This is a genomic window from Escherichia sp. TW09308, assembly GCF_000208565.1.
Lineage (GTDB): Bacteria > Pseudomonadota > Gammaproteobacteria > Enterobacterales > Enterobacteriaceae > Escherichia > Escherichia marmotae.
Map to the genome: position 1 here is coordinate 1,515,466 of NZ_AEME01000001.1, position 26,539 is coordinate 1,542,004.

26 protein-coding genes and 1 pseudogene are annotated in these 26,539 nt (G+C 52.0%); 19 read left to right on the plus strand and 8 right to left on the minus strand.

Annotation, left to right across the window (positions count from 1 at the left end; genetic code table 11):
* Positions 1-41: 41 nt before the first annotated feature.
* From pyrC to mdtH, 3 genes are all read right to left on the minus strand, one after another.
* Positions 42-1,088: a dihydroorotase gene (gene pyrC, locus ESM_RS0107390; protein ID WP_000126569.1), complete on the minus strand. Its 1,047-nt coding sequence runs from the start codon at positions 1,086-1,088 to the stop codon at positions 42-44.
* A gap of 106 nt (positions 1,089-1,194) precedes the next feature.
* Positions 1,195-1,755 (minus strand): lipoprotein, encoded by a 561-nt coding sequence (locus ESM_RS0107395; RefSeq protein ID WP_010377240.1) that lies wholly within the window; start codon positions 1,753-1,755, stop codon positions 1,195-1,197.
* A 170-nt stretch (positions 1,756-1,925) separates the two neighbouring features.
* Complete coding sequence (mdtH, locus tag ESM_RS0107400; RefSeq protein ID WP_000092221.1) at positions 1,926-3,134, minus strand: multidrug efflux MFS transporter MdtH; 1,209 nt, start codon at positions 3,132-3,134, stop codon at positions 1,926-1,928.
* 235 nt (positions 3,135-3,369) lie between these two features.
* On the opposite strand from mdtH, the gene rimJ reads away from it, so the two are divergent.
* From rimJ to murJ, 4 genes are all read left to right on the plus strand, one after another.
* A complete protein-coding gene (gene rimJ / locus ESM_RS0107405) occupies positions 3,370-3,954 on the plus strand; it encodes a ribosomal protein S5-alanine N-acetyltransferase (RefSeq protein WP_000468210.1) in 585 nt (194 codons plus the stop codon).
* A 10-nt stretch (positions 3,955-3,964) separates the two neighbouring features.
* On the plus strand, positions 3,965-4,612 hold the full coding sequence (locus ESM_RS0107410; protein ID WP_000877132.1) for a YceH family protein: 648 nt from the start codon (positions 3,965-3,967) through the stop codon (positions 4,610-4,612).
* A gap of 1 nt (position 4,613) precedes the next feature.
* Positions 4,614-5,537, plus strand: a complete 924-nt coding sequence (locus tag ESM_RS0107415; RefSeq protein WP_000736170.1) for a Gfo/Idh/MocA family protein — start codon at positions 4,614-4,616, stop codon at positions 5,535-5,537.
* A 109-nt stretch (positions 5,538-5,646) separates the two neighbouring features.
* Positions 5,647-7,182 (plus strand): murein biosynthesis integral membrane protein MurJ, encoded by a 1,536-nt coding sequence (murJ, locus tag ESM_RS0107420; RefSeq protein ID WP_001050690.1) that lies wholly within the window; start codon positions 5,647-5,649, stop codon positions 7,180-7,182.
* A 39-nt stretch (positions 7,183-7,221) separates the two neighbouring features.
* On the opposite strand, the gene flgN is transcribed toward murJ, so the two are convergent.
* The 3 genes from flgN to flgA form a co-directional block, all read right to left on the minus strand.
* Complete coding sequence (flgN, locus tag ESM_RS0107425; RefSeq protein ID WP_000197329.1) at positions 7,222-7,638, minus strand: flagella biosynthesis chaperone FlgN; 417 nt, start codon at positions 7,636-7,638, stop codon at positions 7,222-7,224.
* Between the two features lie 4 nt (positions 7,639-7,642).
* The gene (gene flgM, locus ESM_RS0107430; protein ID WP_000020864.1) at positions 7,643-7,936 is read right to left on the minus strand and encodes a flagellar biosynthesis anti-sigma factor FlgM; all 294 of its coding nucleotides are present in this window, start codon (positions 7,934-7,936) and stop codon (positions 7,643-7,645) included.
* Between the two features lie 75 nt (positions 7,937-8,011).
* The gene (gene flgA / locus ESM_RS0107435) at positions 8,012-8,671 is read right to left on the minus strand and encodes a flagellar basal body P-ring formation chaperone FlgA (RefSeq protein WP_001166613.1); all 660 of its coding nucleotides are present in this window, start codon (positions 8,669-8,671) and stop codon (positions 8,012-8,014) included.
* 153 nt (positions 8,672-8,824) lie between these two features.
* Here flgA and flgB point away from each other — a divergent pair, with 153 nt between their 5' ends.
* From flgB to flgL, 11 genes are all read left to right on the plus strand, one after another.
* A complete protein-coding gene (gene flgB / locus ESM_RS0107440) occupies positions 8,825-9,241 on the plus strand; it encodes a flagellar basal body rod protein FlgB (RefSeq protein WP_000884689.1) in 417 nt (138 codons plus the stop codon).
* A gap of 3 nt (positions 9,242-9,244) precedes the next feature.
* Complete coding sequence (gene flgC, locus ESM_RS0107445) at positions 9,245-9,649, plus strand: flagellar basal body rod protein FlgC (protein WP_001196470.1); 405 nt, start codon at positions 9,245-9,247, stop codon at positions 9,647-9,649.
* 11 nt (positions 9,650-9,660) lie between these two features.
* Positions 9,661-10,356 carry a flagellar hook assembly protein FlgD gene (gene flgD, locus ESM_RS0107450; RefSeq protein WP_000020468.1) on the plus strand — a complete coding sequence of 232 codons (696 nt, stop codon included), beginning with the start codon at positions 9,661-9,663 and terminating at the stop codon, positions 10,354-10,356.
* 24 nt (positions 10,357-10,380) lie between these two features.
* A complete protein-coding gene (gene flgE, locus ESM_RS0107455; protein WP_000885838.1) occupies positions 10,381-11,586 on the plus strand; it encodes a flagellar hook protein FlgE in 1,206 nt (401 codons plus the stop codon).
* Positions 11,587-11,605: 19 nt separating this feature from the next.
* Positions 11,606-12,361, plus strand: coding sequence for a flagellar basal-body rod protein FlgF (gene flgF / locus ESM_RS0107460; RefSeq protein ID WP_000349270.1), 756 nt, complete (start codon positions 11,606-11,608; stop codon positions 12,359-12,361).
* Between the two features lie 171 nt (positions 12,362-12,532).
* Positions 12,533-13,315, plus strand: coding sequence for a flagellar basal-body rod protein FlgG (gene flgG, locus ESM_RS0107465; RefSeq protein WP_000625823.1), 783 nt, complete (start codon positions 12,533-12,535; stop codon positions 13,313-13,315).
* Positions 13,316-13,389: 74 nt separating this feature from the next.
* Positions 13,390-14,067, plus strand: coding sequence for a flagellar basal body L-ring protein FlgH (flgH, locus tag ESM_RS0107470; RefSeq protein ID WP_029329842.1), 678 nt, complete (start codon positions 13,390-13,392; stop codon positions 14,065-14,067).
* Positions 14,068-14,078: 11 nt separating this feature from the next.
* Positions 14,079-15,176: a flagellar basal body P-ring protein FlgI gene (flgI, locus tag ESM_RS0107475; RefSeq protein ID WP_000589297.1), complete on the plus strand. Its 1,098-nt coding sequence runs from the start codon at positions 14,079-14,081 to the stop codon at positions 15,174-15,176.
* Positions 15,176-16,117 carry a flagellar assembly peptidoglycan hydrolase FlgJ gene (gene flgJ / locus ESM_RS0107480; protein WP_001516180.1) on the plus strand — a complete coding sequence of 314 codons (942 nt, stop codon included), beginning with the start codon at positions 15,176-15,178 and terminating at the stop codon, positions 16,115-16,117. The genes flgI and flgJ overlap by 1 nt, the downstream gene beginning before the upstream one ends.
* 65 nt (positions 16,118-16,182) lie before the next feature.
* The gene (gene flgK, locus ESM_RS0107485) at positions 16,183-17,826 is read left to right on the plus strand and encodes a flagellar hook-associated protein FlgK (RefSeq protein WP_000096511.1); all 1,644 of its coding nucleotides are present in this window, start codon (positions 16,183-16,185) and stop codon (positions 17,824-17,826) included.
* A 12-nt stretch (positions 17,827-17,838) separates the two neighbouring features.
* Positions 17,839-18,792, plus strand: a complete 954-nt coding sequence (gene flgL / locus ESM_RS0107490; RefSeq protein ID WP_001212793.1) for a flagellar hook-associated protein FlgL — start codon at positions 17,839-17,841, stop codon at positions 18,790-18,792.
* A 195-nt stretch (positions 18,793-18,987) separates the two neighbouring features.
* Here flgL and rne read toward each other — a convergent pair whose 3' ends face one another.
* Positions 18,988-22,167, minus strand: a complete 3,180-nt coding sequence (rne, locus tag ESM_RS0107495; RefSeq protein WP_000827431.1) for a ribonuclease E — start codon at positions 22,165-22,167, stop codon at positions 18,988-18,990.
* A gap of 572 nt (positions 22,168-22,739) precedes the next feature.
* Here rne and rluC point away from each other — a divergent pair.
* Positions 22,740-23,698 (plus strand): annotated as a pseudogene (gene rluC / locus ESM_RS01000000124300) (23S rRNA pseudouridine(955/2504/2580) synthase RluC).
* Positions 23,699-23,809: 111 nt separating this feature from the next.
* On the opposite strand, the gene yceF reads toward rluC, so the two are convergent.
* A complete protein-coding gene (gene yceF / locus ESM_RS0107505; RefSeq protein ID WP_001516185.1) occupies positions 23,810-24,394 on the minus strand; it encodes a 7-methyl-GTP pyrophosphatase in 585 nt (194 codons plus the stop codon).
* 198 nt (positions 24,395-24,592) lie between these two features.
* Between yceF and yceD the strand changes: the two genes are divergently transcribed.
* The 3 genes from yceD (at position 24,593) to plsX (ending at position 26,490) form a co-directional block, all read left to right on the plus strand.
* Positions 24,593-25,114 (plus strand): 23S rRNA accumulation protein YceD, encoded by a 522-nt coding sequence (gene yceD, locus ESM_RS0107510; RefSeq protein ID WP_001174477.1) that lies wholly within the window; start codon positions 24,593-24,595, stop codon positions 25,112-25,114.
* A 51-nt stretch (positions 25,115-25,165) separates the two neighbouring features.
* On the plus strand, positions 25,166-25,339 hold the full coding sequence (rpmF, locus tag ESM_RS0107515; RefSeq protein WP_000290727.1) for a 50S ribosomal protein L32: 174 nt from the start codon (positions 25,166-25,168) through the stop codon (positions 25,337-25,339).
* An 80-nt stretch (positions 25,340-25,419) separates the two neighbouring features.
* The gene (plsX, locus tag ESM_RS0107520) at positions 25,420-26,490 is read left to right on the plus strand and encodes a phosphate acyltransferase PlsX (protein WP_000197582.1); all 1,071 of its coding nucleotides are present in this window, start codon (positions 25,420-25,422) and stop codon (positions 26,488-26,490) included.
* Positions 26,491-26,539: the final 49 nt, after the last annotated feature.

The window sequence follows — 26,539 nt, forward strand, 5'->3', positions numbered from 1 at the left end:
ACAGGTAAAATAATCTAATGACAACAGGGTGCTACGTTTTTTTATTGTTTAACTGTCCAGCGAACCGTTTCTCCGGCCAGGAATGGCACCAGCGTGTCGTCGGTCAGAGCGATGCTTTCAGCAACTTGTTGCTCTTCGCGTACCAGTTCAATAAACGATTCGTTGACCGGTAAACCATAGAACTGCGGGCCGTTTAAAGAACAGAACGCTTCAAAGTGCTGCAACGCATCCATTTCTTCAAATACAGTGGCGTAACTGCCCAGCGCCGTTGGTGCATTAAAACAGCCTGCACAACCGCAGCTACTCTCTTTGCGATGACGTGCATGTGGTGCGGAGTCAGTCCCGAGAAAAACGCGATTAAAGCCACTGGCGACCAGCTCACGCAGTGCCTGTTGATGCACATTACGTTTGAGAATGGGCAGGCAGTACAGGTGCGGACGTACACCGCCAACCAGCATATGGTTACGATTAAACATCAGATGCTGGGGGGTAATAGTAGCGGCCAGCAATTCATTACCGTCACGAACATATTCGGCAGCATCTTTAGTGGTGATGTGCTCAAAAACCACTTTCAGCGCAGTCAGGCGCTGGCGCAGTGGCTCCATAACCGTTTCAATAAAGCGGGCTTCACGGTCAAAAATGTCGATATCGGCGTGTGTAACTTCTCCGTGCACCAGCAGCGGCATGCCAATTTTTTCCATTCGCTCAAGTACCGGCATGATAGTGTCAACCGACGTCACACCGTGGCTGGAGTTGGTGGTAGCGTTTGCCGGGTAAAGTTTTGCCGCGGTGAACACGCCTTCGTTAAATCCACGCTCCAATTCATTGGGGGCCAGCGAATCTGTTAAATAACAGGTCATCAGCGGGGTGAAATCGTGTCCGGCAGGTACGGCGTCAAGAATACGCTGGCGATACGCTACGGCAGCTTCGACGGTCGTTATGGGCGGAGCCAGATTGGGCATAACGATGGCCCGGCCATAAGTTTTGCTGGTATACGGCACGACAGTTTTTAACATGTCGCCATCGCGGAGGTGAAGGTGCCAGTCGTCTGGGCGGCGGATCTTTAATACCTGGGATGGTGCAGTCATTAATCTCTATGCTCCGGCTGAAGGGATGTTTTTGCCGGACACAAAGGATAAGCGGAAACGTTTTCCTTTGCACGAAAAATAAAGGGCGCGAATGCGCCCTTCGTGTTTAATCAGTAAACGGAATGACAATTTCGCCAGGTTTCACCTCAATACCTTTCGCCAGTTTTTTCGCCATTGCTTCACCCTGACTACCATCTTCGCGCAGAACGTAAGCCGGTTGCTGGTTGAAGTAATTGCGTAGTGCCTGGTTCAAATAGGGAAGCAATGTTTGCATTACCGTTTGCATTTTTTCTGGCTGCACCGTTGCGTCGACCACTTCCATCTCTTTCAGGAAGATCGCGCCTTTTTCTTTATCAAACACCGGCAGCGCCTTCAGCTTCAGTTTCATGGTTGCTTTCTGGCTGCCGAAAAGAGAGTTCATATCCAGATTGGCATCACCGGTTAAGGTGATCTTATTTGGCTCTTCGCGGCCAATTTGACTGGCCAGATTTGTCAGAACGATATGGGCATCAGCCACACCGGGCAAACCGATATCTTTTGAGAAATTATTATGTTTCGCAAGCGACTGGTTAATTTCTTGTTCGCTAATCGTGTACTGGGTGAGTTGATTACAGCCAACGAGCAGGCCGCTGATGATCAATGCAGCGGCAAATAAAAACTTGTTCATGGTAGTCCTCGACATGAAATCTGCGTCAATATCCTGACACAACGCAGCATGTGTCACCAGCGTTAAACCCGCCAGCAGAAAAAACTGAAAACAGCGGCGACAGGTAATAACAGGTTGCTGCGGCGAGTAGATTGACTGGGCGAACAATGGTAACAGAAAGCATGGCATTTTCAGGCGTCGCGTTCCAGCAACCGACGCGTAGCGCGTTTCTGGCTAAATTGCCACCCCATCGCAACGAAGGTGATAATGCCAATAATGCCCAACATTATCCACGGTAGTTCTGGTTGCTGCGCCGATTTACCCAGGTCAAACAGCCAGCCGCCACCGACATAACCGATAGCACCGCCAATCGCCAGGCCCAGACGACTAAACCCCATATAGCTGCCGCGCGCTCGTGCATCTGCCAGCGAGGCGCTTAGGGTTTCACGCGCAGGTTCGGCAATGATTGAACCGATATAAAATAGACAAATCAGGGTGAAGAGTTGTTGCAGATTGCTGACCATTCCAACCGGTATCATGCTTAACGACATGACCAATAGCCCAGCCATCAATCGGTGTTCCAGACGAAAACGTCTTTCGCTCCAGCGGGCGATAGGGTAAAGCAACGTTAAGGAGAGACACGCTTCAATGGCATACATCCATTTAACGGCAGAGGGCGCTCCGGCGATATCGTTGACCATAATCGGCAGCATCAGCATTACCTGAACGGCCAGCATGTAGTAGCCTGCCAGCGTCAGAACATAGGTGACAAAACGTTTATCGCGCATCACGCGGGCCATGCCTTCGCGGACTGGCGTACGCACGGTAGAAAGTTTCCATGCCGGTAACAACCAGGCATTAAATGCCGCACACAGCACAAACAAAATTGCACCCGTCGCGCAGACCAGGCGGAAATCGTATTGCAACAGCCAGCTACCTAATAATGCGCCAATGACCGCACCAGCACTGTCCTGCATCATCAACAGGGAGAAAAAACGTCCACGCTGTTGCGGGCGGATCAATTTGACCACCAGTGCCGAACGCGGCGGATCGAACAGAGTACCGCCAAGACCTGAGAGAAGGCAGGAAAACCACAGCATCCATGGCTCGTGGGCGATCCCCATAGTGGCAAATCCCGCGGCGCGCATCAGCATTCCGGTGACGATCATCGGTTTTGCGCCAAAGCGGTCGGCAATTGCGCCGCCAAAAATACCTAAACCTTGCTGAATGAACTGACGCAGACCGAGAGCAATACCGACCATCACGGCTGCCCAGCCCATTTGATCAACGAAGCGGATAGAGATCAGGGGGAAGACAACAAAGAACCCCAGCACGACCAGCATATTATCGATGAGCAGGAAATATTTACCCAGGTTCCTGGCCTGTGAAACGCGCGACATTTCCCCTCCCGGGAAATAAAAGATGAGCACTTTCTATTCTGCATGGTCGCTAATACTTTTCCCATATTTCCCGGGACAATATTTTTTTATCGAAAGTCCTCTTTGATAGAGAGTTTTTATCAAATATGTGAATAATGCAGGAAATGGCATTTTGGACTTTTCACAGGTTCTGGTTGCGCAGGTATAGTAATACTTACAGCGTATTAAAGACGTTACGGGAAGGAGTAGGTATAGAATGTTTGGCTATCGTAGTAACGTGCCAAAAGTGCGCTTAACCACAGACCGACTGGTCGTGCGTCTGGTGCATGAACGTGATGCCTGGCGGCTGGCGGACTATTACGCAGAAAATCGCCATTTCCTCAAGCCCTGGGAACCAGTGCGCGACGAAAGCCACTGCTACCCTTCAGGCTGGCAGGCCAGGTTAAGCATGATTAATGAATTTCATAAACAAGGTTCTGCATTCTATTTTGGGTTGTTCGACCCGGATGAGAAAGAGATTATTGGCGTTGCCAATTTTTCTAATGTGGTGCGAGGATCTTTCCATGCCTGCTATCTCGGTTATTCAATCGGACAAAAATGGCAGGGCAAGGGGCTAATGTTTGAAGCCCTGACCGCCGCTATTCGTTATATGCAGCGTACTCAACACATTCATCGCATTATGGCCAACTATATGCCGCACAATAAACGTAGCGGTGATTTGCTGGCGCGACTGGGTTTTGAAAAAGAAGGTTATGCGAAAGATTATCTGTTGATTGATGGACAATGGCGCGATCACGTGCTGACGGCATTAACCACCCCGGACTGGACGCCCGGCCGCTAAGGAGAATGTTATGAAGTATCAACTTACCGCACTGGAAGCCCGCGTGATTGGCTGTTTACTGGAAAAACAGGTGACGACGCCGGAGCAATACCCGCTCTCCGTGAATAGCGTAGTCACGGCCTGTAATCAGAAAACGAACCGTGAACCGGTAATGAACTTAAGCGAATCTGAAGTGCAGGAGCAGTTGGATAATCTGGTAAAACGTCATTATTTACGCACGGTGAGCGGTTTTGGTAATCGGGTCACCAAATATGAGCAACGCTTTTGTAATTCAGAATTTGGCGATCTGAAACTGAGCGCCGCAGAAGTGGCGTTAATCACCACGTTGTTATTGCGTGGTGCCCAGACGCCGGGTGAACTGCGCAGCCGCGCGGCGCGAATGTATGAATTTAGCGATATGGCGGAAGTGGAGTCGACGCTGGAACAACTGGCGAATCGCGAAGATGGCCCTTTTGTGGTGCGTCTGGCTCGCGAACCGGGTAAACGCGAAAGTCGCTATATGCATCTTTTCAGTGGTGAGATAGATGAGCAACCTGTGGTAACGGAACCGTCGAAGGCGGTTGAAGGTGATTTACAGGCCCGTGTCGAAGCACTGGAAATCGAAGTGGCAGAACTGAAACAGCGTCTTGATTCGTTGCTGGCCCATCTGGGAGATTAAAGTGAAAAAATTACGTATCGGCGTAGTGGGGTTAGGAGGGATCGCGCAAAAAGCGTGGTTACCGGTGCTGGCGGCAGCGTCTGACTGGACGTTACAGGGGGCATGGTCGCCAACGCGCGAGAAAGCTCTACCTATTTGTGAAAGCTGGCGCATTCCTTATGCCGATTCGTTATCTAACCTTGCTGCCAGTTGCGATGCAGTTTTTGTCCACTCCAGCACCGCCAGTCATTTTGAAGTGGTCAGTGCGTTATTAAACGCTGGCGTTCATGTCTGTGTCGATAAACCCCTGGCAGAAAATCTGCGCGATGCCGAGCGGCTGGTGGAACTGGCGGCGCGGAAAAAACTGACGTTGATGGTTGGTTTTAACCGTCGCTTTGCACCGCTCTACAGTGAGCTAAAAACGCAACTTGCCACCGCAGCGTCGCTGAGAATGGATAAACATCGTACTCATAGCGTCGGGCCACACGATCTTTATTTCACGTTGCTGGATGATTATCTGCATGTGGTTGACACTGCACTGTGGCTGTCTGGCGGCAAAGCCTCCCTTGACGGTGGTTCGCTGTTGACTAACGAGTCTGGCGAAATGTTGTTTGCCGAGCACCATTTTTCGGTGGGGCCTTTGCAAATCACCACCTGCATGCATCGCCGTGCTGGTAGCCAGCGTGAAACGGTGCAGGCCGTGACCGACGGCGCGCTCATCGACATTACGGATATGCGTGAATGGCGCGAGGAGCGCGGGCAGGGCGTGGTGCACAAACCGATTCCCGGCTGGCAAAGTACCCTCGAGCAGCGTGGATTTGTTGGCTGCGCGCATCATTTCATCGAATGCGTGCAAAATCAGACAGTTCCACAAACTGCTGGTGAGCAGGCAGTACTGGCGCAGCGCATCGTTGACAAACTCTGGCGAGACGCGATGAGTGAATAAACCCTGTAACATCTGGCGGTAGCAATTCACCATAATCCAGGTAGACTATTCGCCTCTTTCAGCGCCTGCGTTGCAGGCGTTTTGTTCGTGGGTCTGGATTAGAACACCAATGAATTTATTAAAATCGCTGGCCGCCGTCAGCTCGATGACCATGTTTTCGCGTGTGCTTGGCTTTGCACGTGACGCTATTGTCGCCAGAATTTTTGGCGCAGGGATGGCAACCGACGCTTTTTTCGTCGCTTTCAAACTTCCTAACTTGTTGCGCCGTATCTTTGCCGAAGGGGCATTCTCCCAGGCATTCGTGCCGATTCTGGCGGAATATAAAAGCAAGCAAGGTGAAGATGCAACTCGGGTCTTTGTCTCTTATGTCTCGGGCCTGCTGACGCTGGCACTGGCGGTTGTGACCGTTGCCGGGATGCTCGCCGCACCGTGGGTGATAATGGTGACTGCGCCGGGCTTTGCTGACACCGCCGACAAATTCGCGCTGACCACTCAGCTATTGCAGATCACTTTTCCCTATATTTTGCTGATCTCCCTGGCATCGCTGGTGGGGGCTATTTTGAATACCTGGAACCGTTTCTCGATTCCGGCATTTGCCCCGACGTTACTTAACATCAGCATGATTGGTTTTGCGCTGTTTGCTGCACCGTACTTTAATCCGCCGGTGCTGGCGCTGGCGTGGGCTGTTACGGTGGGCGGTATACTGCAACTGGTGTATCAGCTACCGCACCTGAAGAAGATCGGCATGTTGGTTCTGCCGCGCATTAACTTTCACGATGCAGGAGCAATGCGCGTGGTGAAACAGATGGGGCCGGCGATCCTTGGTGTTTCTGTTAGTCAGATCTCCTTGATCATCAACACCATTTTTGCTTCGTTTCTTGCCTCAGGTTCCGTGTCGTGGATGTACTACGCCGACCGTTTAATGGAGTTTCCGTCTGGCGTACTGGGCGTGGCGCTGGGGACTATTTTGCTGCCGTCGCTGTCGAAAAGTTTTGCCAGCGGTAATCATGATGAATACAACCGCTTGATGGACTGGGGCCTGCGTCTTTGTTTCCTGCTGGCGCTGCCGAGCGCGGTAGCGTTGGGTATTCTCTCTGGTCCATTAACTGTTTCGCTGTTCCAGTACGGTAAATTTACCGCCTTTGATGCGCTGATGACTCAGCGGGCATTGATTGCCTATTCAGTGGGGTTGATCGGCCTGATTGTGGTGAAAGTGCTGGCTCCGGGTTTTTATTCCCGCCAGGATATTAAAACACCGGTGAAAATTGCCATCGTCACGCTGATTTTGACGCAGTTGATGAACCTGGCGTTTATCGGCCCGTTGAAACATGCCGGACTGTCGCTTTCCATTGGTCTGGCAGCTTGCCTGAATGCCTCGCTGCTTTACTGGCAGTTGCGTAAGCAGAAAATCTTTACCCCGCAACCCGGTTGGACTGCGTTTCTGCTGCGTCTGGTGGTGGCAGTGCTGGTGATGTCTGGCGTACTTTTAGGTATGTTGCACATCATGCCGGACTGGTCATTGGGTACTATGCCCTGGCGCTTACTGCGTTTGATGGCGGTAGTTGTCGCGGGAATTGCGGCGTACTTTGCCGCGCTGGCGGTGCTGGGCTTTAAAGTCAAAGAGTTTGCCCGTCGGACGGCTTAATAACCAATCCCGGCCTGCATTGCAGGCCGGAGAAAATCTTCAGATAGATATCTTTTTACCGCCGCGATGGGGCGTTGAGGTTTGACCGTTGGCCCCGTACAGCGTCGGCTCCTGATGTGGTTTCAGCATTTCCAGCGCCTGTTGATTGCGCTCAATCTGTCCTTCCAGTAGCCAGCCGTTATGTTGATTTAACTGACGCAGTTGCTGCGTTTTTACGGTAATTTCCTGCCAGCATTGTGCGATATCGTTGCTGTTTGCGGCATCCGGTATTTGCCGACGTAACTGCTCGAGGTAATCCAGCGTCGCCAGCAGTGAGCTTTTTTGTTCTGTAATCCGTTGTAACTGACTGCCGTTGATCTGCCCCATAGAGAGATGTTGCAGCTCTTGCTCCATCACCATTTTAAGATCGTTAAGCACTGCGGACATCTGGTCGAGGATCTCTGCAAGACGCGTCATACGTTTATTTACTCAGTAAGTCTTGTTGCACTTCGCTGATCAGTGCATCGGCAATTTTGCCGACATCTATCTTTAGTTCACCGTTACGAATCGCCAGTTTCAACGCTTCTACGCGCTCAAGATTGATATCACTGCTGCCTGGTTGCATCAGCTTTGCTTGTGCATCGCTTAATGTCACACTGGTACTGGCGGCGGCGGTCGTTTTTGTCGAGCGGGTATTGGCTACCGGAGTGTCACTGGTTTCGCGTGGCTGAACGGTGCTTATGGGCTTCAGGGGAGCGGTGCGGTCAATACTCATGGTTTATTCCTCATTGAGGGCGCTTTTATCATTTGTTGCTTATTTATCGGCAATAGTCGGTCAATCTTTAACAGATTACAGGTTTATAAGAATATTCCCATCCGCATCCACCACACCACTGACCACCTGACCCGACACCATGCGGACACGAGCATTTTGCGCAACCGCCGCGTTGTTCAGCGCCTGACCTTCAGCATTAGCGCTGAAACCATCGCCACTGGCGATCACGTTGACACGCTGTCCGGCTTTTACTCGCCAGGCCTGGCGCAGCATGGTTAGTTGTATTGGCTGCCCGGGCGTCAGATCGCGCAGACTGACTGCATCAACCAGTTGATTAACATCCAGTACAGTACGTGGCGGTAAGGTATCCAGCCGTCCGCGTTTCAGTTTGACGCTGGCAGATTCCAGTTTTCCTCCCCGCACAATGGGCATCGCGGCAACGACATAATTCCCGGTGGCCTGCACATTGACTTGCACATATCGTTTGTCGTTGCCGCAGCGTGCCAGCACATTCACATTGCCCCACAGGCGGGAATTACTGGTGATGGAAAACAATGGCTGTTCACACGCAGGCAGTAAATGGGGGGGCGTGCGAATAGAGATACGAACCTCATCACTCAACCCCGCCAGTTGTACCACAAAAAAGGTTTTCAATTGTGATGTGAAATCGCCAGCCGTACTCAGCGGGCTGAACAGTATCGCGATGAGTACCACGCCATGCTTCATTATTTGCATTTCCGCCCCCAGCCATTTCTACAGGCTAAATTGTACCCGCGCGGCGTGACCATCAACGGCATAAATAGCGACCCATTTTGCGTTTATTCCGCCGATAACGCGCGCCTAAAGCCTTTAAGCTGACGGCAGAATTTTGATATCTGCGGAGGAGATATGCTCGATAAGCTCGACGCCGCCTTACGTTTTCAACAAGAGGCGCTCAATCTGCGCGCCCATCGTCAGGAAGTGCTGGCGGCAAACATCGCCAACGCCGATACCCCTGGTTATCAGGCGCGCGATATAGATTTTGCCAGTGAACTTAAAAAAGTAATGCTGCGTGGACGGGATGAAACCAGTGTGGTGGCCCTGACCATGACCTCAACGCAACACATTCCGGCGCAGGCGCTGACGCCTCCTTCCGCAGAACTGCAATACCGTATTCCGGATCAGCCTTCGCTGGACGGCAATACCGTCGATATGGATCGCGAACGCACCCAGTTTGCCGATAACAGCCTGCAATATCAGATGAGCCTTAGCGCGTTGAGTGGGCAAATCAAAGGCATGATGAACGTTTTACAGAGCGGAAATTAACGGATGGCACTGCTGAATATTTTTGAGATCGCCGGGTCGGCGTTAACTGCCCAGTCCCAGCGTCTGAACGTAGCGGCCAGTAATCTGGCGAATGCCGATAGCGTGACAGGGCCAGACGGACAACCTTATCGGGCGAAACAGGTGGTGTTTCAGGTGAACGCCGCGCCGGGAACCGCGACAGGTGGGGTGAAAGTGGCTGACGTGATTGAAAGCCAGGCGCCAGACAAACTGGTATATGAGCCGGGAAATCCACTGGCGGACGCGAAGGGTTATGTGAAAATGCCAAACGTGGATGTGGTTGGGGAGATGGTTAACACCATGTCGGCATCACGCAGTTATCAGGCCAACGTTGAAGTCCTCAACACGGTGAAAAGCATGATGCTGAAGACCCTCACGCTCGGTCAATAAAGGAGAAAACCATGTCCATTGCGGTAACCACCACCGATCCGACAAATACTGGTGTCAGTACTACCAGCAGTAGTTCGCTCACTGGCAGTAACGCTGCAGATTTACAAAGCAGTTTTCTGACTTTGCTGGTGGCGCAACTGAAAAATCAGGATCCGACCAATCCGATGGAGAACAACGAGTTGACATCGCAACTGGCGCAAATCAGCACGGTTAGCGGGATTGAAAAACTCAATACTACACTCGGTTCGATTTCCGGACAGATAGACAACAGTCAGTCGCTACAGGCCAGTAACCTGATTGGTCATGGTGTGATGATCCCCGGCACCACCATTCTTGCCGGTACTGGCAGTGAAGAAGGGGCGGTAACCACGACCACGCCGTTTGGTGTTGAACTGCAACAGGCGGCAGACAAAGTCACCGCCACGATCACTGATAAAAATGGCGCGGTTGTACGCACGATTGATATCGGTGAACTGACCGCCGGAGTCCACAGTTTCACCTGGGACGGCACATTAACTGACGGCACAACCGCACCGAATGGTTCTTATAACGTGGCGATTAGCGCCAGTAACGGTGGTACGCAGTTAGTTGCGCAACCGCTGCAGTTTGCTCTGGTGCAGGGCGTGATCCGCGGTAACAACGGTAATACGCTGGATCTCGGCACTTACGGCACCACCACTCTCGACGAAGTACGGCAGATAATTTAAGCCTTCACATTTCAGGAGTCAGTCATGGCCTTTTCTCAAGCGGTTAGCGGATTAAACGCAGCCGCCACCAACCTCGATGTTATTGGCAACAATATCGCCAACTCCGCCACCTATGGTTTTAAATCCGGTACGGCTTCTTTTGCTGATATGTTCGCGGGTTCTAAAGTGGGGCTGGGGGTAAAAGTTGCCGGCATTACCCAGGATTTTACCGATGGAACGACCACGAATACAGGACGTGGCCTTGACGTTGCCATCAGCCAGAACGGTTTCTTCCGCCTCGTAGACAGTAACGGCTCAGTGTTTTACAGCCGTAACGGGCAATTTAAACTCGATGAAAACCGTAATCTGGTGAATATGCAAGGTTTACAGTTAACGGGTTATCCGGCAACCGGCACACCACCGACTATTCAGCAGGGGGCGAATCCAGGCAATATTTCGATTCCGAATACCCTGATGGCGGCGAAAACGACGACAACGGCGTCAATGCAGATCAACCTTAACTCCAGTGATCCTCTTCCGACAGTCAAAACTTTCGATGCCAGCGATGCGGATAGCTATAACAAAAAAGGTTCGGTAACGGTATTTGACAGCCAGGGGAATGCTCATGACATGAGCGTCTACTTTGTGAAGACCGGGGATAATAACTGGGATGTTTACACCCAGGATAGTAGTGATGCAGCCAGTATCGCTAAGCAAGTAACAACACTGGCGTTTGATGCGAATGGAACTCTGACATCTGGTGCTTCTGCGTTAGTTGCCACCGGTGCAATTAACGGTGCAGATCCCGCCTCATTCTCGTTAAGTTTCCTCAACTCCATGCAACAAAACACCGGTGCGAACAACATCGTGGCAACCACCCAGAACGGCTACAAACCGGGCGATCTGGTGAGTTACCAAATCAACGATGACGGTACGGTAGTCGGCAACTATTCCAACGAACAAACCCAACTGTTGGGGCAGATTGTGCTGGCTAACTTCGCTAACAACGAAGGACTGGCGTCCGAAGGCGATAATGTCTGGTCTGCGACGCAATCTTCTGGCGTGGCGCTGTTGGGGACTGCCGGAACAGGCAATTTTGGCACGCTGACCAATGGGGCGCTGGAAGCGTCCAATGTCGATCTCAGCAAAGAACTGGTCAATATGATTGTCGCCCAGCGTAACTATCAGTCCAACGCCCAGACTATCAAAACCCAGGACCAGATCCTCAACACGCTGGTTAACTTACGCTAATCGCTGACGGGATAGCTCAATGGATCACGCAATCTATACCGCGATGGGGGCCGCCAGCCAGACGCTGAATCAGCAAGCGGTAACTGCCAGTAATCTGGCGAATGCATCTACACCTGGTTTTCGCGCGCAGATAAACGCCTTACGTGCAGTGCCGGTAGAGGGACTTTCGCTGCCTACACGCACGCTGGTGACGGCATCTACGCCAGGGGCAGACATGACGCCCGGCAAGATGGATTACACCTCACGTCCGCTGGATGTTGCGTTACAGCAAGACGGCTGGCTGGCCGTGCAGACCGCTGACGGTAGCGAAGGATATACGCGTAATGGCAGCATTCAGGTTGATCCCACCGGGCAACTGACGATTCAGGGGCATCCGGTGATTGGTGAGGCGGGGCCGATTGCTGTGCCGGAAGGGGCGGAAATCACTATTGCTGCCGATGGTACTATCTCGGCGCTGAATTCTGGCGATCCGGCAAATACCGTCGCTCCAGTCGGGCGGCTGAAACTGGTGAAAGCTACGGGCAGTGAAGTGCAGCGCGGCGATGACGGCATTTTTCGTTTGACTGCTGAAAGTCAGGCCACACGTGGAGCGGAACTTCAGGCAGACCCGACGTTACGGGTGATGTCGGGCGTGCTGGAAGGCAGTAATGTCAATGCTGTTGCGGCGATGAGCGACATGATTGCCAGCGCGCGGCGTTTTGAAATGCAGATGAAGGTTATCAGCAGCGTTGATGATAACGCAGGCCGTGCCAATCAACTGCTTTCGATGAGTTAATTGAAAGGATAAGTGACAAGCATAAGTTACCTGATGCGCAATTTTATCGGGCTTACGAGTTGCATCGCAATGTATTGAATTTGCGAGATCTTGTAGGCCGGATAAGGCGTTTACGCCGCATCCGGTAAAAAGACATATGCACGTGGTCAGCACTCCACTACAGGACATTTTATGATCAGTTCATTATGGATCGCCAAAACCGGCCTCGACGCCCAGCAAACCAATATGGACGTCATTGCCAACAACCTGGCAAACGTCAGTACCAACGGTTTCAAGCGTCAGCGGGCGGTGTTTGAAGATCTGCTTTATCAAACCATTCGCCAGCCTGGTGCGCAGTCTTCCGAACAAACCACCTTGCCGTCCGGGTTACAAATCGGTACTGGTGTGCGTCCGGTTGCCACTGAACGCCTACACAGTCAGGGCAACCTGTCGCAAACCAATAACAGCAAAGATGTGGCGATTAAAGGGCAGGGTTTTTTCCAGATCATGCTGCCGGATGGCTCATCGGCCTACACCCGCGACGGCTCTTTCCAGGTGGATCAGAACGGGCAGTTGGTGACGGCGGGTGGTTTTCAGGTACAGCCTGCGATCACCATTCCAGCGAATGCGTTAAGCATCACCATCGGTCGTGATGGCGTGGTCAGCGTAACCCAGCAAGGCCAGGCGGCTCCGGTTCAGGTTGGGCAGCTTAATCTCACCACCTTTATGAACGACACTGGGCTGGAGAGCATTGGCGAAAACCTCTACACCGAAACGCAATCCTCCGGCGCACCGAACGAAAGTACACCGGGTCTGAACGGCGCGGGGCTGCTGTATCAAGGGTATGTTGAAACATCTAACGTCAACGTGGCGGAAGAACTGGTCAACATGATTCAGGTACAACGTGCCTACGAAATCAACAGTAAAGCGGTATCTACCACCGATCAGATGCTGCAAAAACTGACGCAACTCTAAGGCATAACCGGTGGCTGGTTCACCGGTTTACTGATTTTTAAAGATGATAGCCATGCAAAAAAAACGCTGCGCGCATTTACGCCATTTCCAGCTTGTTGGTGTTTTCACTGACCGGCTGTGCCTGGATACCCTCCACGCCGTTGGTACAGGGGGCGACTACTGCACAGCCGGTTCCTGGTCCGACACCCGTCGCCAACGGTTCCATATTCCAGTCTGCTCAGCCGATTAACTATGGCTATCAACCGCTGTTTGAAGATCGCCGCCCACGTAATATTGGCGATACGCTGACCATTGTGTTGCAGGAAAACGTCAGTGCCAGCAAGAGTTCTTCCGCTAATGCCAGCCGCGACGGTAAAACCAATTTTGGCTTTGATACTGTGCCGCGCTATTTGCAGGGGCTGTTTGGTAATGCCCGCGCTGATGTCGATGCCTCTGGCGGCAATAGCTTCAACGGGAAAGGTGGAGCCAATGCCAGCAATACCTTCAGCGGCACGTTGACGGTGACGGTCGATCAAGTGCTGGTAAACGGTAACCTGCATGTGGTGGGTGAAAAACAGATCGCCATTAATCAGGGCACCGAATTTATTCGCTTCTCCGGCGTGGTCAATCCACGCACTATCAGTGGTAGCAACACCGTACCGTCTACCCAGGTGGCGGATGCGCGCATTGAGTACGTTGGCAATGGCTACATTAACGAAGCACAAAATATGGGCTGGTTACAGCGTTTCTTCCTTAACCTGTCGCCAATGTAAGTGAGGCTGTGGTGATTAAATTTCTCTCTGCATTCATTCTTCTGCTGGTTGCGGTCGTGGCGCAGGCCGAGCGTATTCGCGATCTCACCAGCGTTCAGGGCGTACGGCAAAACTCGCTGATTGGTTATGGGTTGGTAGTTGGCCTGGATGGTACGGGTGACCAGACGACCCAGACGCCGTTTACCACGCAAACGCTAAATAACATGCTCTCGCAGTTGGGAATTACCGTTCCGACAGGCACCAATATGCAGTTAAAAAACGTCGCTGCGGTAATGGTGACGGCGTCACTTCCGCCTTTTGGACGCCAGGGGCAAACCATTGATGTCGTGGTGTCGTCGATGGGTAACGCCAAAAGTCTGCGTGGCGGTACGCTGCTGATGACACCGCTTAAGGGTGTCGATAGCCAGGTGTATGCGCTGGCGCAGGGCAATATTCTGGTCGGCGGCGCAGGCGCATCGGCGGGGGGCAGCAGTGTTCAGGTTAACCAATTGAATGGCGGACGGATCACCAATGGTGCAATTATTGAGCGCGAATTGCCCAGCCAGTTTGGTGCTGGCAATACCTTCAATTTGCAGCTAAATGAGGAAGATTTCACCCTGGCGCAGGAAATTGCCGATACCATCAACCGCACACGCGGATACGGCAACGCGACGGCGTTAGATGCGCGAACTATTCAGGTACGCGTGCCGAGTGGCAACAGTTCCCAGGTGCGTTTCCTTGCCGATATCCAGAACATGCAGGTCAATGTCACTCCGCAGGACGCCAAAGTGATTATTAACTCGCGTACCGGTTCAGTAGTGATGAATCGTGAAGTGACCCTCGATAGCTGCGCGGTGGCACAGGGCAACCTCTCGGTTACGGTGAATCGCCAGGTGAATGTCAGCCAGCCAGATACGCCGTTTGGTGGTGGAGAAACCGTGGTAACCCCACAAACGCAGATCGACTTACGTCAGAGCGGTGGTTCGCTGCAAAGCGTGCGTTCAAGCGCCAGCCTCAATAACGTAGTGCGCGCGCTCAATGCATTGGGGGCTACGCCGATGGATCTGATGTCCATACTGCAATCGATGCAAAGCGCGGGATGTCTGCGGGCAAAACTGGAAATCATCTGATGATTAGCGACAGCAAACTGCTGGCCAGTGCCGCCTGGGATGCACAATCGCTTAATGACCTGAAAGCGAAAGTGGGTGAAGATCCGGCGGCAAATATTCGCCCGGTGGCTCGTCAGGTAGAAGGGATGTTCGTGCAGATGATGCTGAAAAGTATGCGTGAAGCCTTACCGAAAGATGGCCTGTTCAGCAGCGAGCATACCCGACTCTACACCAGTATGTATGACCAGCAGATTGCCCAACAGATGACAGCAGGCAAAGGTCTGGGGCTGGCGGAGATGATGGTTAAACAGATGACACCAGAGCAGCCGTTGCCAGATGAAGCAACGCCAGCGGCACCGATGAAATTCCCGCTTGAAACTGTGATGCGTTACCAAAACCAGGCGCTCTCGCAACTGGTGCAAAAAGCCGTACCACGTAACTACGATGATTCGCTACCTGGTGACAGCAAAGCGTTCCTCGCGCAACTCTCGCTTCCCGCCCAACGGGCAAGCCAGCAAAGTGGTGTGCCGCATCATCTGATCCTTGCCCAGGCGGCGCTGGAATCAGGCTGGGGACAACGGCAAATCCGTCGTGAAAATGGTGAGCCAAGCTATAACCTGTTTGGCGTCAAAGCCTCCGGCAATTGGAAAGGGCCGATCACTGAAATTACCACCACCGAATATGAAAATGGCGAAGCGAAGAAAGTAAAGGCGAAGTTCCGGGTTTACAGCTCATATCTTGAAGCGCTTTCAGATTATGTCGGTCTATTAACACGTAACCCGCGTTACGCCGCCGTGACGAATGCCAAAAGCGCTGAGCAGGGGGCGCAGGCATTACAGGACGCGGGATATGCGACCGATCCTCATTATGCCCGCAAACTAACCCATATGATTCAGCAGATGAAATCGGTAAGCGACAAAGTGAGCAAAACTTACAACATGAGTATCGATAATCTGTTCTGAAGAACTCAAGTCCGGCGGGTGTCTGCCGATAATGCTCTGTAATTGAAGGCTTATAAGGAACCTCCATGTCCAGCTTGATCAATAACGCCATGAGCGGACTTAACGCGGCGCAGGCAGCGTTAAATACGGCGAGTAATAATATTTCCAGCTATAACGTTGCCGGATATACCCGCCAAACCACCATTATGGCGCAGGCCAACAGCACTCTGGGTGCAGGTGGTTGGGTTGGCAATGGTGTCTACGTATCCGGTGTGCAACGTGAGTATGATGCGTTTATTACCAACCAGTTACGTGCGGCGCAAACCCAGAGTAGCGGTCTGACTTCCCGCTATGAACAGATGTCGAAAATCGACAATATGCTTTCTGGCAGCACGACCTCGCTGGCAACACAGATGCAGGATTTCTTCACCAGTCTGCAAACACTGGTCAGTAACGCGGAAGATCCGGCGGCACGTCAGGCGCTTATCGGTAAAGCAGAAGGGCTGGTAAACCAGTTTAAAACCACCGATCAGTATCTGCGCGACCAGGATAAACAGATCAATATCGCGATAGGTGCCAGCGTTGACCAGATCAACAATTATGCTAAACAAATCGCCAGTCTGAACGATCAAATCTCACGCCTGACAGGTGTGGGGGCAGGGGCGTCACCTAACGAGCTGCTGGATCAACGTGATCAACTGGTGAGCGAATTAAACCAGATCGTTGGTGTAGAAGTCAGCGTTCAGGATGGCGGCACTTACAACATCACGATGGCCAATGGTTACTCACTGGTACAGGGCAGCACGGCGCGTCAGTTGGCGGCAGTACCGTCCAGCGCCGATCCTTCCCGCACGACAATCGCTTATGTTGATAGTACTGTGGGCAATATTGAGATCCCGGAGAAATTACTGAATACCGGGTCGCTGGGCGGCCTTCTGACATTCCGTTCTCAGGATCTCGACCAGACGCGCAATACGCTCGGACAACTGGCGCTGGCATTTGCCGGGGCTTTCAATACTCAACACAAAGACGGGTTTGATGCCAATGGCGATACAGGGAAAGATTTTTTTGCCATCGGGAAACCGGCTGTGCTGGAGAATACTAAAAACCAGGGTAGTAGCGCGATCAGCGCCACGGTGACCGACGGCTCCGCGGTGCTGGCAACAGATTACAAAATCTCTTTCAACAATAATCAGTGGCAGGTCACCCGCCTTGCCAGCAATACTACTTTTACGGTGACGCCAGATGCCGACGGTAAAGTTTCGTTTGACGGTCTGGAGTTGACGTTTATCGGCACACCAGATGCTAATGACAGCTTCACGTTGAAACCGGTAAGCGATGCCATCGTCAACATGGACGTTTTAATCACCGACGAAGCGAAAATCGCCATGGCGAGCGATAAAACCGCTGGTGAGAGCGATAACCGTAATGGTCAGGCGCTACTGGATTTGCAAAGCAACAGTAAAACGGTGGGCGGGGCGAAATCCTTCAACGACGCCTATGCCTCGTTAGTGAGTGATATCGGCAATAAAACTGCTACGTTGAAAACCAGCAGTACGACGCAAGGTAATGTGGTGACGCAACTCTCTAATCAGCAGCAATCTATTTCCGGCGTCAACCTTGATGAAGAGTACGGCAACTTGCAACGTTTTCAGCAGTACTACCTGGCGAATGCGCAGGTTCTGCAGACGGCGAACACCATTTTCGATGCGCTTATTAACATTCGCTAAGGGAGAGAAAAAATGCGTTTCAGTACCCAGATGATGTACCAGCAAAATATGCGCGGTATCACCAGTTCCCAGGCGGAATGGATGAAGTATGGCGAACAGATGTCGACGGGTAAGCGAGTTGTTAACCCTTCTGACGATCCCATTGCTGCATCACAAGCTGTCGTGCTCTCACAAGCGCAGGCGCAAAACAGTCAGTACACGCTGGCGCGTACTTTCGCGACGCAAAAAGTGTCGCTGGAAGAGAGTGTGCTTAGCCAGGTTACTACGGCAATCCAGAACGCCCAGGAAAAAATTGTCTACGCCAGCAACGGCACGTTAAGTGACGATGATCGGGCATCGTTAGCCACGGATATTCAGGGACTCCGCGACCAGTTGTTGAATCTGGCGAATACCACTGACGGTAACGGGCGCTACATTTTTGCTGGTTATAAAACCGAATCCGCACCGTTTAGCGAAGCGAAAGGTGAATATGTCGGCGGAACTGAAAGTATTAAGCAACAGGTTGATGCTTCGCGTTCGATGGTGATAGGGCATACCGGCGACAAAATTTTTAATAGCATTACCAGTAATGCGGTAGCGGAACCAGATGGTAGCGATTCTGAAACCAGCCTTTTTGCTATGCTGGATAGCGCCATCGCTGCGCTGAAAACACCGGTTGCAGATAGTGAAGCGGATAAAGAAACCGCTGCTGCGGCATTAGATAAAACTAACCGTGGCCTGAAAAACTCGCTGAATAATGTGCTCACCGTACGTGCGGAATTAGGCACACAGTTGAACGAACTGGAGTCGCTGGATTCATTAGGTAGCGATCGCGCTTTAGGTCAGACGCAGCAGATGAGTGATTTGGTTGATGTGGACTGGAACGCGACGATTTCATCTTACATCATGCAGCAAACGGCGTTGCAGGCGTCGTACAAAGCGTTTACTGATATGCAAGGATTATCGCTTTTTCAGCTCAATAAATAAGCACTTTTCAAACATATCATGAAACTGGGTATGTTTTGTCTGCCCGCTCTGGGATCGCCTGAGCGGGCATTTTTTTGCCTTATTTTTGAGTGTGGCTGGCAAGAATACCATTGGGTGAAGTTGAATATATTGATTCATAACTGAAATAAAAAAAGCCCCGGCGGTTGCCAGGGCTTGATCGCTTTGAGTTAATGATTACTCAACAGGTTGCGGACGCGCAGGGGCGGCAGAGGCATGATGCGTCGCCGTATGACCACCAGCGGCACCTTTACCTTCGAAGGCAAAGGCTGGACGCTGCCAATCACTGTGGCGCGGCGCTTCCGGAACATATTCCGGTGCCGGAGCACGTGTCATCGGCGCGGTAGCGTGGTTATGCTCTACGACTACCTCGGCTTCAACAGGGGCTACTGTTTCAACCTCTGCTGCAACTTCAGCGACCACAGGCGCGGCAGGTTGAGCAACGACTTCAGGTTCGGCAATCACAACCTCGGCAGTTTCGGCAACTTCTTCAATATCAGCCGTCTCTTCCTGCGGTTCAACCACTGGTTCTGCGTGCTCTGCAACTTCCTGCGCTACGGCAACATCAGCTTCGGCAATCACCTGCGGCTGTTCAGTTACTGCAGCGGCAATCACTTCAGGATGCGTCGTTTCAACCACTTGCGGTTCGGCAACCTGAACAGGTGCTTCTACGACTTCAGTTACTTCTTCAACAACCGGCGCGGCAATGACTGGCTCCACAGCGGCGGCGACAGGGACTTCAGTCACCATCGGCTGAACCTGTACTTCTTCCTGCTCGCGTTGTTCTTCAACCTGTACATCTTGCGGACGTACAACCGGGTAGCGGATCCAGACTTTGCCAGAGGCCAGTTCCGGAGATGCGCACGCTACAGTTAACGGCATTGGTGACTGAACCGGATAACGCTCGTCACGATAGCGGCGACGACGCTGGCCACTTACGCGCAGGTGACGAGGCGAACGACGAGAACGACGTGGCATGCCACCGTTGTCACGGTTATCGGCATTGTTCTCTTCTTGCTGTTCCGGCGCAGTTTGCGCAACCACAGGCAGCGGAACTTTTACCAGTTCAGTTCGCTGGGCAGGCGTTTCCTGCATAACAGGCTCGGCAGCGACGGTTTCTTCAACCACCGGTGCGACTACAACTTCTTCAGCAACGCTTTGCTCGTAACGCACTTTTTGGTTCAGTTGACGCTGTTTACGACGTGGTTGAACCGGACGTACACGTTCTTCCTGGTCGGTTTCCTGAACAGATGGCTCTTCAACATTCAGCGCTTTAGCTTCTTGTTGCACCTGACGTTTATCGTCGTTACGGCGACGGCTACGTTCACGACGCGGTGCTTGCTGCTCGTCAGTGGTGCGTGCTTTTTCAGTTACATCGGTCTGCTGACGGTTCTCACGAGCCTCGGCAGTCTGCTGCTGTGCCTGGCGACGATTACGACGGTTTTCTTCGCGATTATCGCTGCCCTCTGTACGCTCACTACGTGTATCGCGGCGTTCATTACGGTCACGGCGGTTGTTCTGGCGAGGCTTACGGCGATCCTGTTGGCGCTCCGGTTTTGCTTCTGCTTTCGACGCGGGTTGCTCGGCCGGTTTGGTTTCTTCGCCGCCGCTGAACAACGATTTCAGTGCGTTGAAAAGACGGCTCAACAGGCCTGGTTGTGCTGGAGCAGCAGGCGTTGTCGGCGCAGCTTTCGGTGCTGGGGTTGCTGCCGGTGCTACAGTTTCAGCCGGGGTTGGCGCTGGTGGAACATCCGGCATGGCGAAGGTTGCCAGTGCAGGTTGTTCCGGGCGTTTACGTTCAGGGAATTCTTCCTCAGAAGGTAATGCCATCGCTTCTTCATGCAGTTTTGGCAGCATGTAGCTTAAGGTCGGCGTCTCTTCTCCTTTACGCACGCGCAGCACGTGGTAGTGCGGAGTTTCCATCTGATCGTTTGGTACAATCACGCAGCGCACGCCGTCCTGACGGGTTTCAATTGCATTCACCGCAGAACGTTTTTCGTTCAGCAGGTAAGAAGCAATGGGGACAGGAACAATAGCGTGGACTTCCTGAGTGTTCTCTTTCAGGGCTTCTTCTTCAATCAGACGCAGAATAGAGAGCGACAGGGATTCGTTGTCACGCACGGTGCCAGTACCGGAGCAACGCGGGCAGACGTGATGGCTGGATTCACCCAGCGATGGGCTAAGGCGCTGACGGGACATCTCGAGCAGGCCGAAGCGAGAAATATGGCTGATTTGAATACGCGCACGATCCTGACGTACCGCTTCACGCAGACGGTTTTCTACCGCACGCTGGTGGCGTACTGGCGTCATGTCAATAAAGTCGATAACAATCAGGCCGCCGAGGTCACGCAGACGCAACTGACGAGCAATCTCATCAGCAGCTTCCAGGTTAGTGTTAAACGCGGTTTCTTCGATATCACCGCCGCGGGTTGCGCGTGCGGAGTTGATGTCGATGGCGGTTAACGCTTCGGTGCTGTCGATAACAATAGAACCACCGGACGGCAGACGAACTTCACGCTGGAAAGCGGACTCGATCTGCGATTCAATCTGGTAGTGGCTGAACAGTGGAATTTCACCCGTGTACAGTTTGATTTTGCTGCTGAAATCCGGGCGGCCCAACGCGGCGATATGCTGACGCGCCAGTTCGAGCACTTTCGGGTTATCAATAAGGATTTCACCTATGTCCTGACGCAGGTAGTCGCGGAAAGCGCGAACGATAACGTTGCTTTCCTGGTGAATCAGGAACGGAGCAGGGCGGCTTTCAGCGGCTTTTTTGATCGCTTCCCAGTGTTTCAGACGGAAGCTCAGATCCCACTGGAGCGCCTCGGCAGATTTGCCGACGCCAGCAGTACGCACGATAAGCCCCATGCCTTCAGGCAGTTCAAGGCTTGCCAGTGCTTCTTTTAATTCGGTACGGTCGTCGCCTTCGATACGGCGAGAAATGCCACCCGCGCGCGGGTTGTTCGGCATCAGAACCAGATAGCTACCCGCCAGGCTGATAAAGGTGGTCAGTGCTGCGCCTTTGTTACCGCGCTCTTCTTTATCGATCTGAACAATGACCTCCTGACCTTCACGCAACACATCTTTAATGTTGGGGCGGCCATGAGCACTGTAGTTAGCAGGGAAATATTCGCGGGCAATTTCTTTTAGTGGGAGGAAACCGTGACGTTCAGCGCCGTAATCAACAAAAGCAGCTTCCAGACTCGGTTCAATGCGGGTGATTTTACCTTTGTAGATGTTCGCCTTTTTCTGTTCATGCCCTGGACTTTCGATATCCAGATCATACAGACGCTGCCCATCTACAAGGGCAACGCGCAACTCTTCCTGCTGAGTTGCGTTGATTAACATTCTTTTCATCGTAACTTACTCATTATTCTTACATTGACGACTAAGCTGCGGGCAAAGTAACGCCTTTCCGGGTGTGAACCGATGGCCTCGTGTCTAGTCGCGTCGCCAACCTCACGGTTATCGTCAGCTCAAAGAGGCGCAGAGTGTCGGTTGCCCGTTTTTCATGCGGAAAAACAGCGCAATTATCAGAGAAACAGACTGGGTATTACTCTCCAGAAATATTTCCATCTACCGGTAAGGACTGCAACCCGCAGCCCGCTAACTGCCTGAAAGATCAATACGTCTTACGCCATTGCTGCGTTGATGATCGGTCGGGCAAAATGGGTTATTCCGTAAAATTTCTTGTTTTAACAAGGTTGGACACGGAAACGTTCTCATTATTCCACTGCAAGCCTTGTTATAGCAAGATGACTTTTACCATTTATCACCCACTTACTCACAGTTTTTTCACTTCTTGCTGGTGATTGGTTTAATAACCAGCAATTAAGTGATTGCGCTGGGAAGTAATAAGGTGCAGAACTAAATATAAGCATAGAAAAATGAGTGGCGCGAATCCTGCTGGCTATTTAGAATCGCCCACCATGAAAACAGAGACTCCATCCGTAAAAATTGTTGCTATTACCGCTGATGAAGCGGGGCAACGTATCGACAACTTTTTGCGTACCCAATTGAAAGGCGTACCAAAAAGTATGATCTACCGTATTTTGCGTAAAGGCGAAGTACGGGTGAACAAAAAACGTATTAAGCCTGAATATAAACTCGAAGCTGGCGATGAAGTGCGTATTCCGCCGGTTCGCGTTGCTGAACGGGAAGAAGACGCGGTTTCGCCGCATCTGCAAAAAGTCGCTGCGCTGGCGGATGTCATCTTATATGAAGATGATCATATCCTGGTGTTGAATAAACCGTCTGGCACAGCAGTACATGGCGGCAGTGGTTTAAGTTTCGGCGTTTTGAAGGACTGAGGGCGTTGCGCCCCGAAGCGCGGTTCCTTGAACTGGTGCATCGACTCGACCGGGACACCTCTGGTGTACTGCTGGTAGCGAAAAAACGCTCGGCGTTACGTTCTCTACATGAGCAATTACGTGAAAAAGGTATGCAAAAAGATTACCTGGCGCTGGTGCGCGGTCAGTGGCAGTCACACGTGAAAAGCGTGCAAGCGCCGTTGCTGAAAAACATTCTGCAAAGCGGTGAGCGTATTGTGCGTGTGAGCCAGGAGGGTAAGCCGTCAGAAACGCGCTTCAAAGTGGAAGAACGCTATGCGTTTGCCACGCTGGTGCGTTGTAGCCCGGTGACCGGTCGTACACACCAGATCCGTGTGCATACGCAATACGCTGGTCATCCGATTGCCTTTGATGATCGTTACGGCGACCGCGAATTTGATAAACAACTCACTGAAGCGGGAACGGGATTAAATCGTTTATTCCTGCACGCCGCGGCGTTGAAGTTTACCCATCCGGGAACGGGTGAGGTGATGCGTATCGAAGCGCCGATGGATGATGGTTTGAAGCGTTGTTTGCAGAAACTGCGTAATACGCGTTAATGCGAGCATATAAATCAGATAGTAGGCGGTAGGCCTGATAAGGCGTTTACGCCGCATCAGGCAGTCAGCACCAATTGCCGGATGCGGCGTAAACGCGTCCGGCCCATAAAATTATCCCATCAGCGGGTTTTTCCCTTCCCGACGTAACATCTGACAGAGCGCAATAAGCGGCAAACCAACCAGCGTGTTAGGGTCACGCCCTTCTAAACGCTCGAATAGCGTAATGCCAAAGCCTTCACTCTTAAAGCTACCTGCACAGTGCAGGGGATGCTCCTTACGCACGTAATTATCAATCTCCGCCTCGCTCAGATGACGGAAATGGACGTCAAATGGTTCCACTTCTGTTTGCAGATGTCCGTTGGCGGAATTATACAATGCCAGCCCGGTATAAAAGGTGACAATATTGCCGCTGGCTTTGCGTAATTGCAGGCGCGCATTTTCTTCCGTTAACGGTTTACCGGTGATTTCACCGTCAAGAACACACACCTGGTCAGAACCAATAATTAAATGGTCTGGATAACGTGATGCTAAGGATTGCGCTTTTTCTTGCGCCAGTCGAAGCACCAGTTGGCGAGGTGATTCATCGCTATGCGGGGTTTCGTCGACCTCCGGCGCGGCACATTCGAAAGAGATTTGCAGTTTTTCAAGTAGAGCGCGGCGCCAGGGCGAGGTGGAGGCTAAAATAAGTTTAGACATATTTTTTTCCATCAGATATAGCGTATTGATGATAGCCATTTTAAACTATGCGCTTCGTTTTGCAGGTTGATGTTCGTTGTCAGCACTGAACGAAAATAAAGCAGTAACCCGCAATGTGTGCGAATTATTGGCAAAAGGCAACCACAGGCTGCCTTTTTCTTTGACTCTATGACGTTACAAAGTTAATATGCGCGCCCTATGCAAAAGGTAAAATTACCCCTGACTCTCGATCCGGTTCGTACGGCTCAAAAACGCCTTGATTACCAGGGTATTTATACTCCTGATCAGGTTGAGCGCGTCGCTGAATCTGTAGTCAGTGTGGACAGTGATGTGGAATGCTCCATGTCGTTCGCTATCGATAACCAACGTCTCGCAGTGTTAAACGGCGATGCGAAGGTGACGGTAACGCTCGAGTGTCAGCGTTGCGGGAAGCCGTTTTCTCATCAGGTCTACACAACGTATTGTTTTAGTCCTGTGCGTTCAGACGAACAGGCTGAAGCACTGCCGGAAACGTATGAACCGATTGAGGTTAACGAATTCGGTGAAATCGATCTGCTTGCAATGGTTGAAGATGAAATCATCCTCGCCTTGCCGGTAGTTCCGGTGCATGATTCTGAACACTGTGAAGTGTCCGAAGCGGACATGGTCTTTGGTGAATTGCCTGATGAAGCGCAAAAACCAAACCCATTTGCCGTATTAGCCAGCTTAAAGCGTAAGTAATTGGTGCTCCCCGTTGGATCGGGGATAAACCGTAATTGAGGAGTAAGGTCCATGGCCGTACAACAGAATAAACCAACCCGTTCCAAACGTGGCATGCGTCGTTCCCATGACGCGCTGACCGCAGTCACCAGCCTGTCTGTAGACAAAACTTCTGGTGAAAAACACCTGCGTCACCACATCACTGCCGACGGTTACTACCGCGGCCGCAAGGTCATCGCTAAGTAATCACGCGTCTGCGTGATGAAGCTTAGTGAGGATTTTCCCCAGGTAACTGGGGAAAGACCAAACCGGGCGGCGACGATACCTTGACACGTCTAACCCTGGCGTTAGATGTCATGGGGGGCGATTTTGGCCCTTCTGTGACAGTGCCTGCAGCTTTGCAGGCACTGAACTCTAATTCGCAACTCACTCTTCTTTTAGTCGGTAATCCCGACGCCATCACGCCATTACTTGCTAAAGCTGACTTCGAACAACGTTCGCGTTTGCAGATTATCCCTGCGCAGTCAGTTATCGCCAGTGATGCCCGGCCTTCGCAAGCTATCCGCGGCAGTCGTGGTAGCTCAATGCGCGTGGCTTTGGAACTGGTGAAAGAGGGGCGAGCGCAGGCCTGTGTCAGTGCCGGTAATACCGGGGCGCTGATGGGACTGGCAAAATTATTGCTCAAACCCCTGGAGGGGATTGAGCGTCCGGCGTTGGTGACGGTGTTACCGCATCAGCAAAAGGGCAAAACGGTGGTTCTCGATTTAGGGGCCAACGTCGATTGTGATAGCACAATGTTGGTGCAATTCGCCATTATGGGCTCTGTTTTGGCAGAAGAGGTGGTGGAAATCCCTAACCCTCGCGTGGCGTTGCTCAATATTGGTGAAGAAGAAGTAAAGGGTCTCGACAGTATTCGGGACGCCTCAGCTGTGCTTAAAACAATCCCTTCTGTCAATTATATCGGCTATCTTGAAGCCAATGAGTTATTAACTGGCAAGACAGATGTGTTGGTCTGTGACGGTTTTACAGGAAATGTCACATTAAAGACGATGGAAGGTGTTGTCAGGATGTTCCTTTCTCTGCTGAAATCCCAGGGAGAAGGGAAAAAACGGTCGTGGTGGCTACTGTTATTAAAGCGTTGGCTACAAAAGAGCCTGACGAGGCGATTCAGTCACCTCAACCCCGACCAGTATAACGGCGCCTGTCTGTTAGGATTGCGCGGCACGGTGATAAAAAGTCATGGTGCGGCCAATCAGCGAGCTTTTGCGGTCGCGATTGAACAGGCAGTGCAGGCGGTGCAGCGACAAGTTCCTCAGCGAATTGCCGCTCGCCTGAAATCTGTATACCCAGCTGGTTTTGAGCTGCTGGACGGTGGCAAAAGCGGAACTCTGCGGTAGCAGGACGCTGCCAGCGAACTCGCAGTTTGCAAGTGACGGTATATAACCG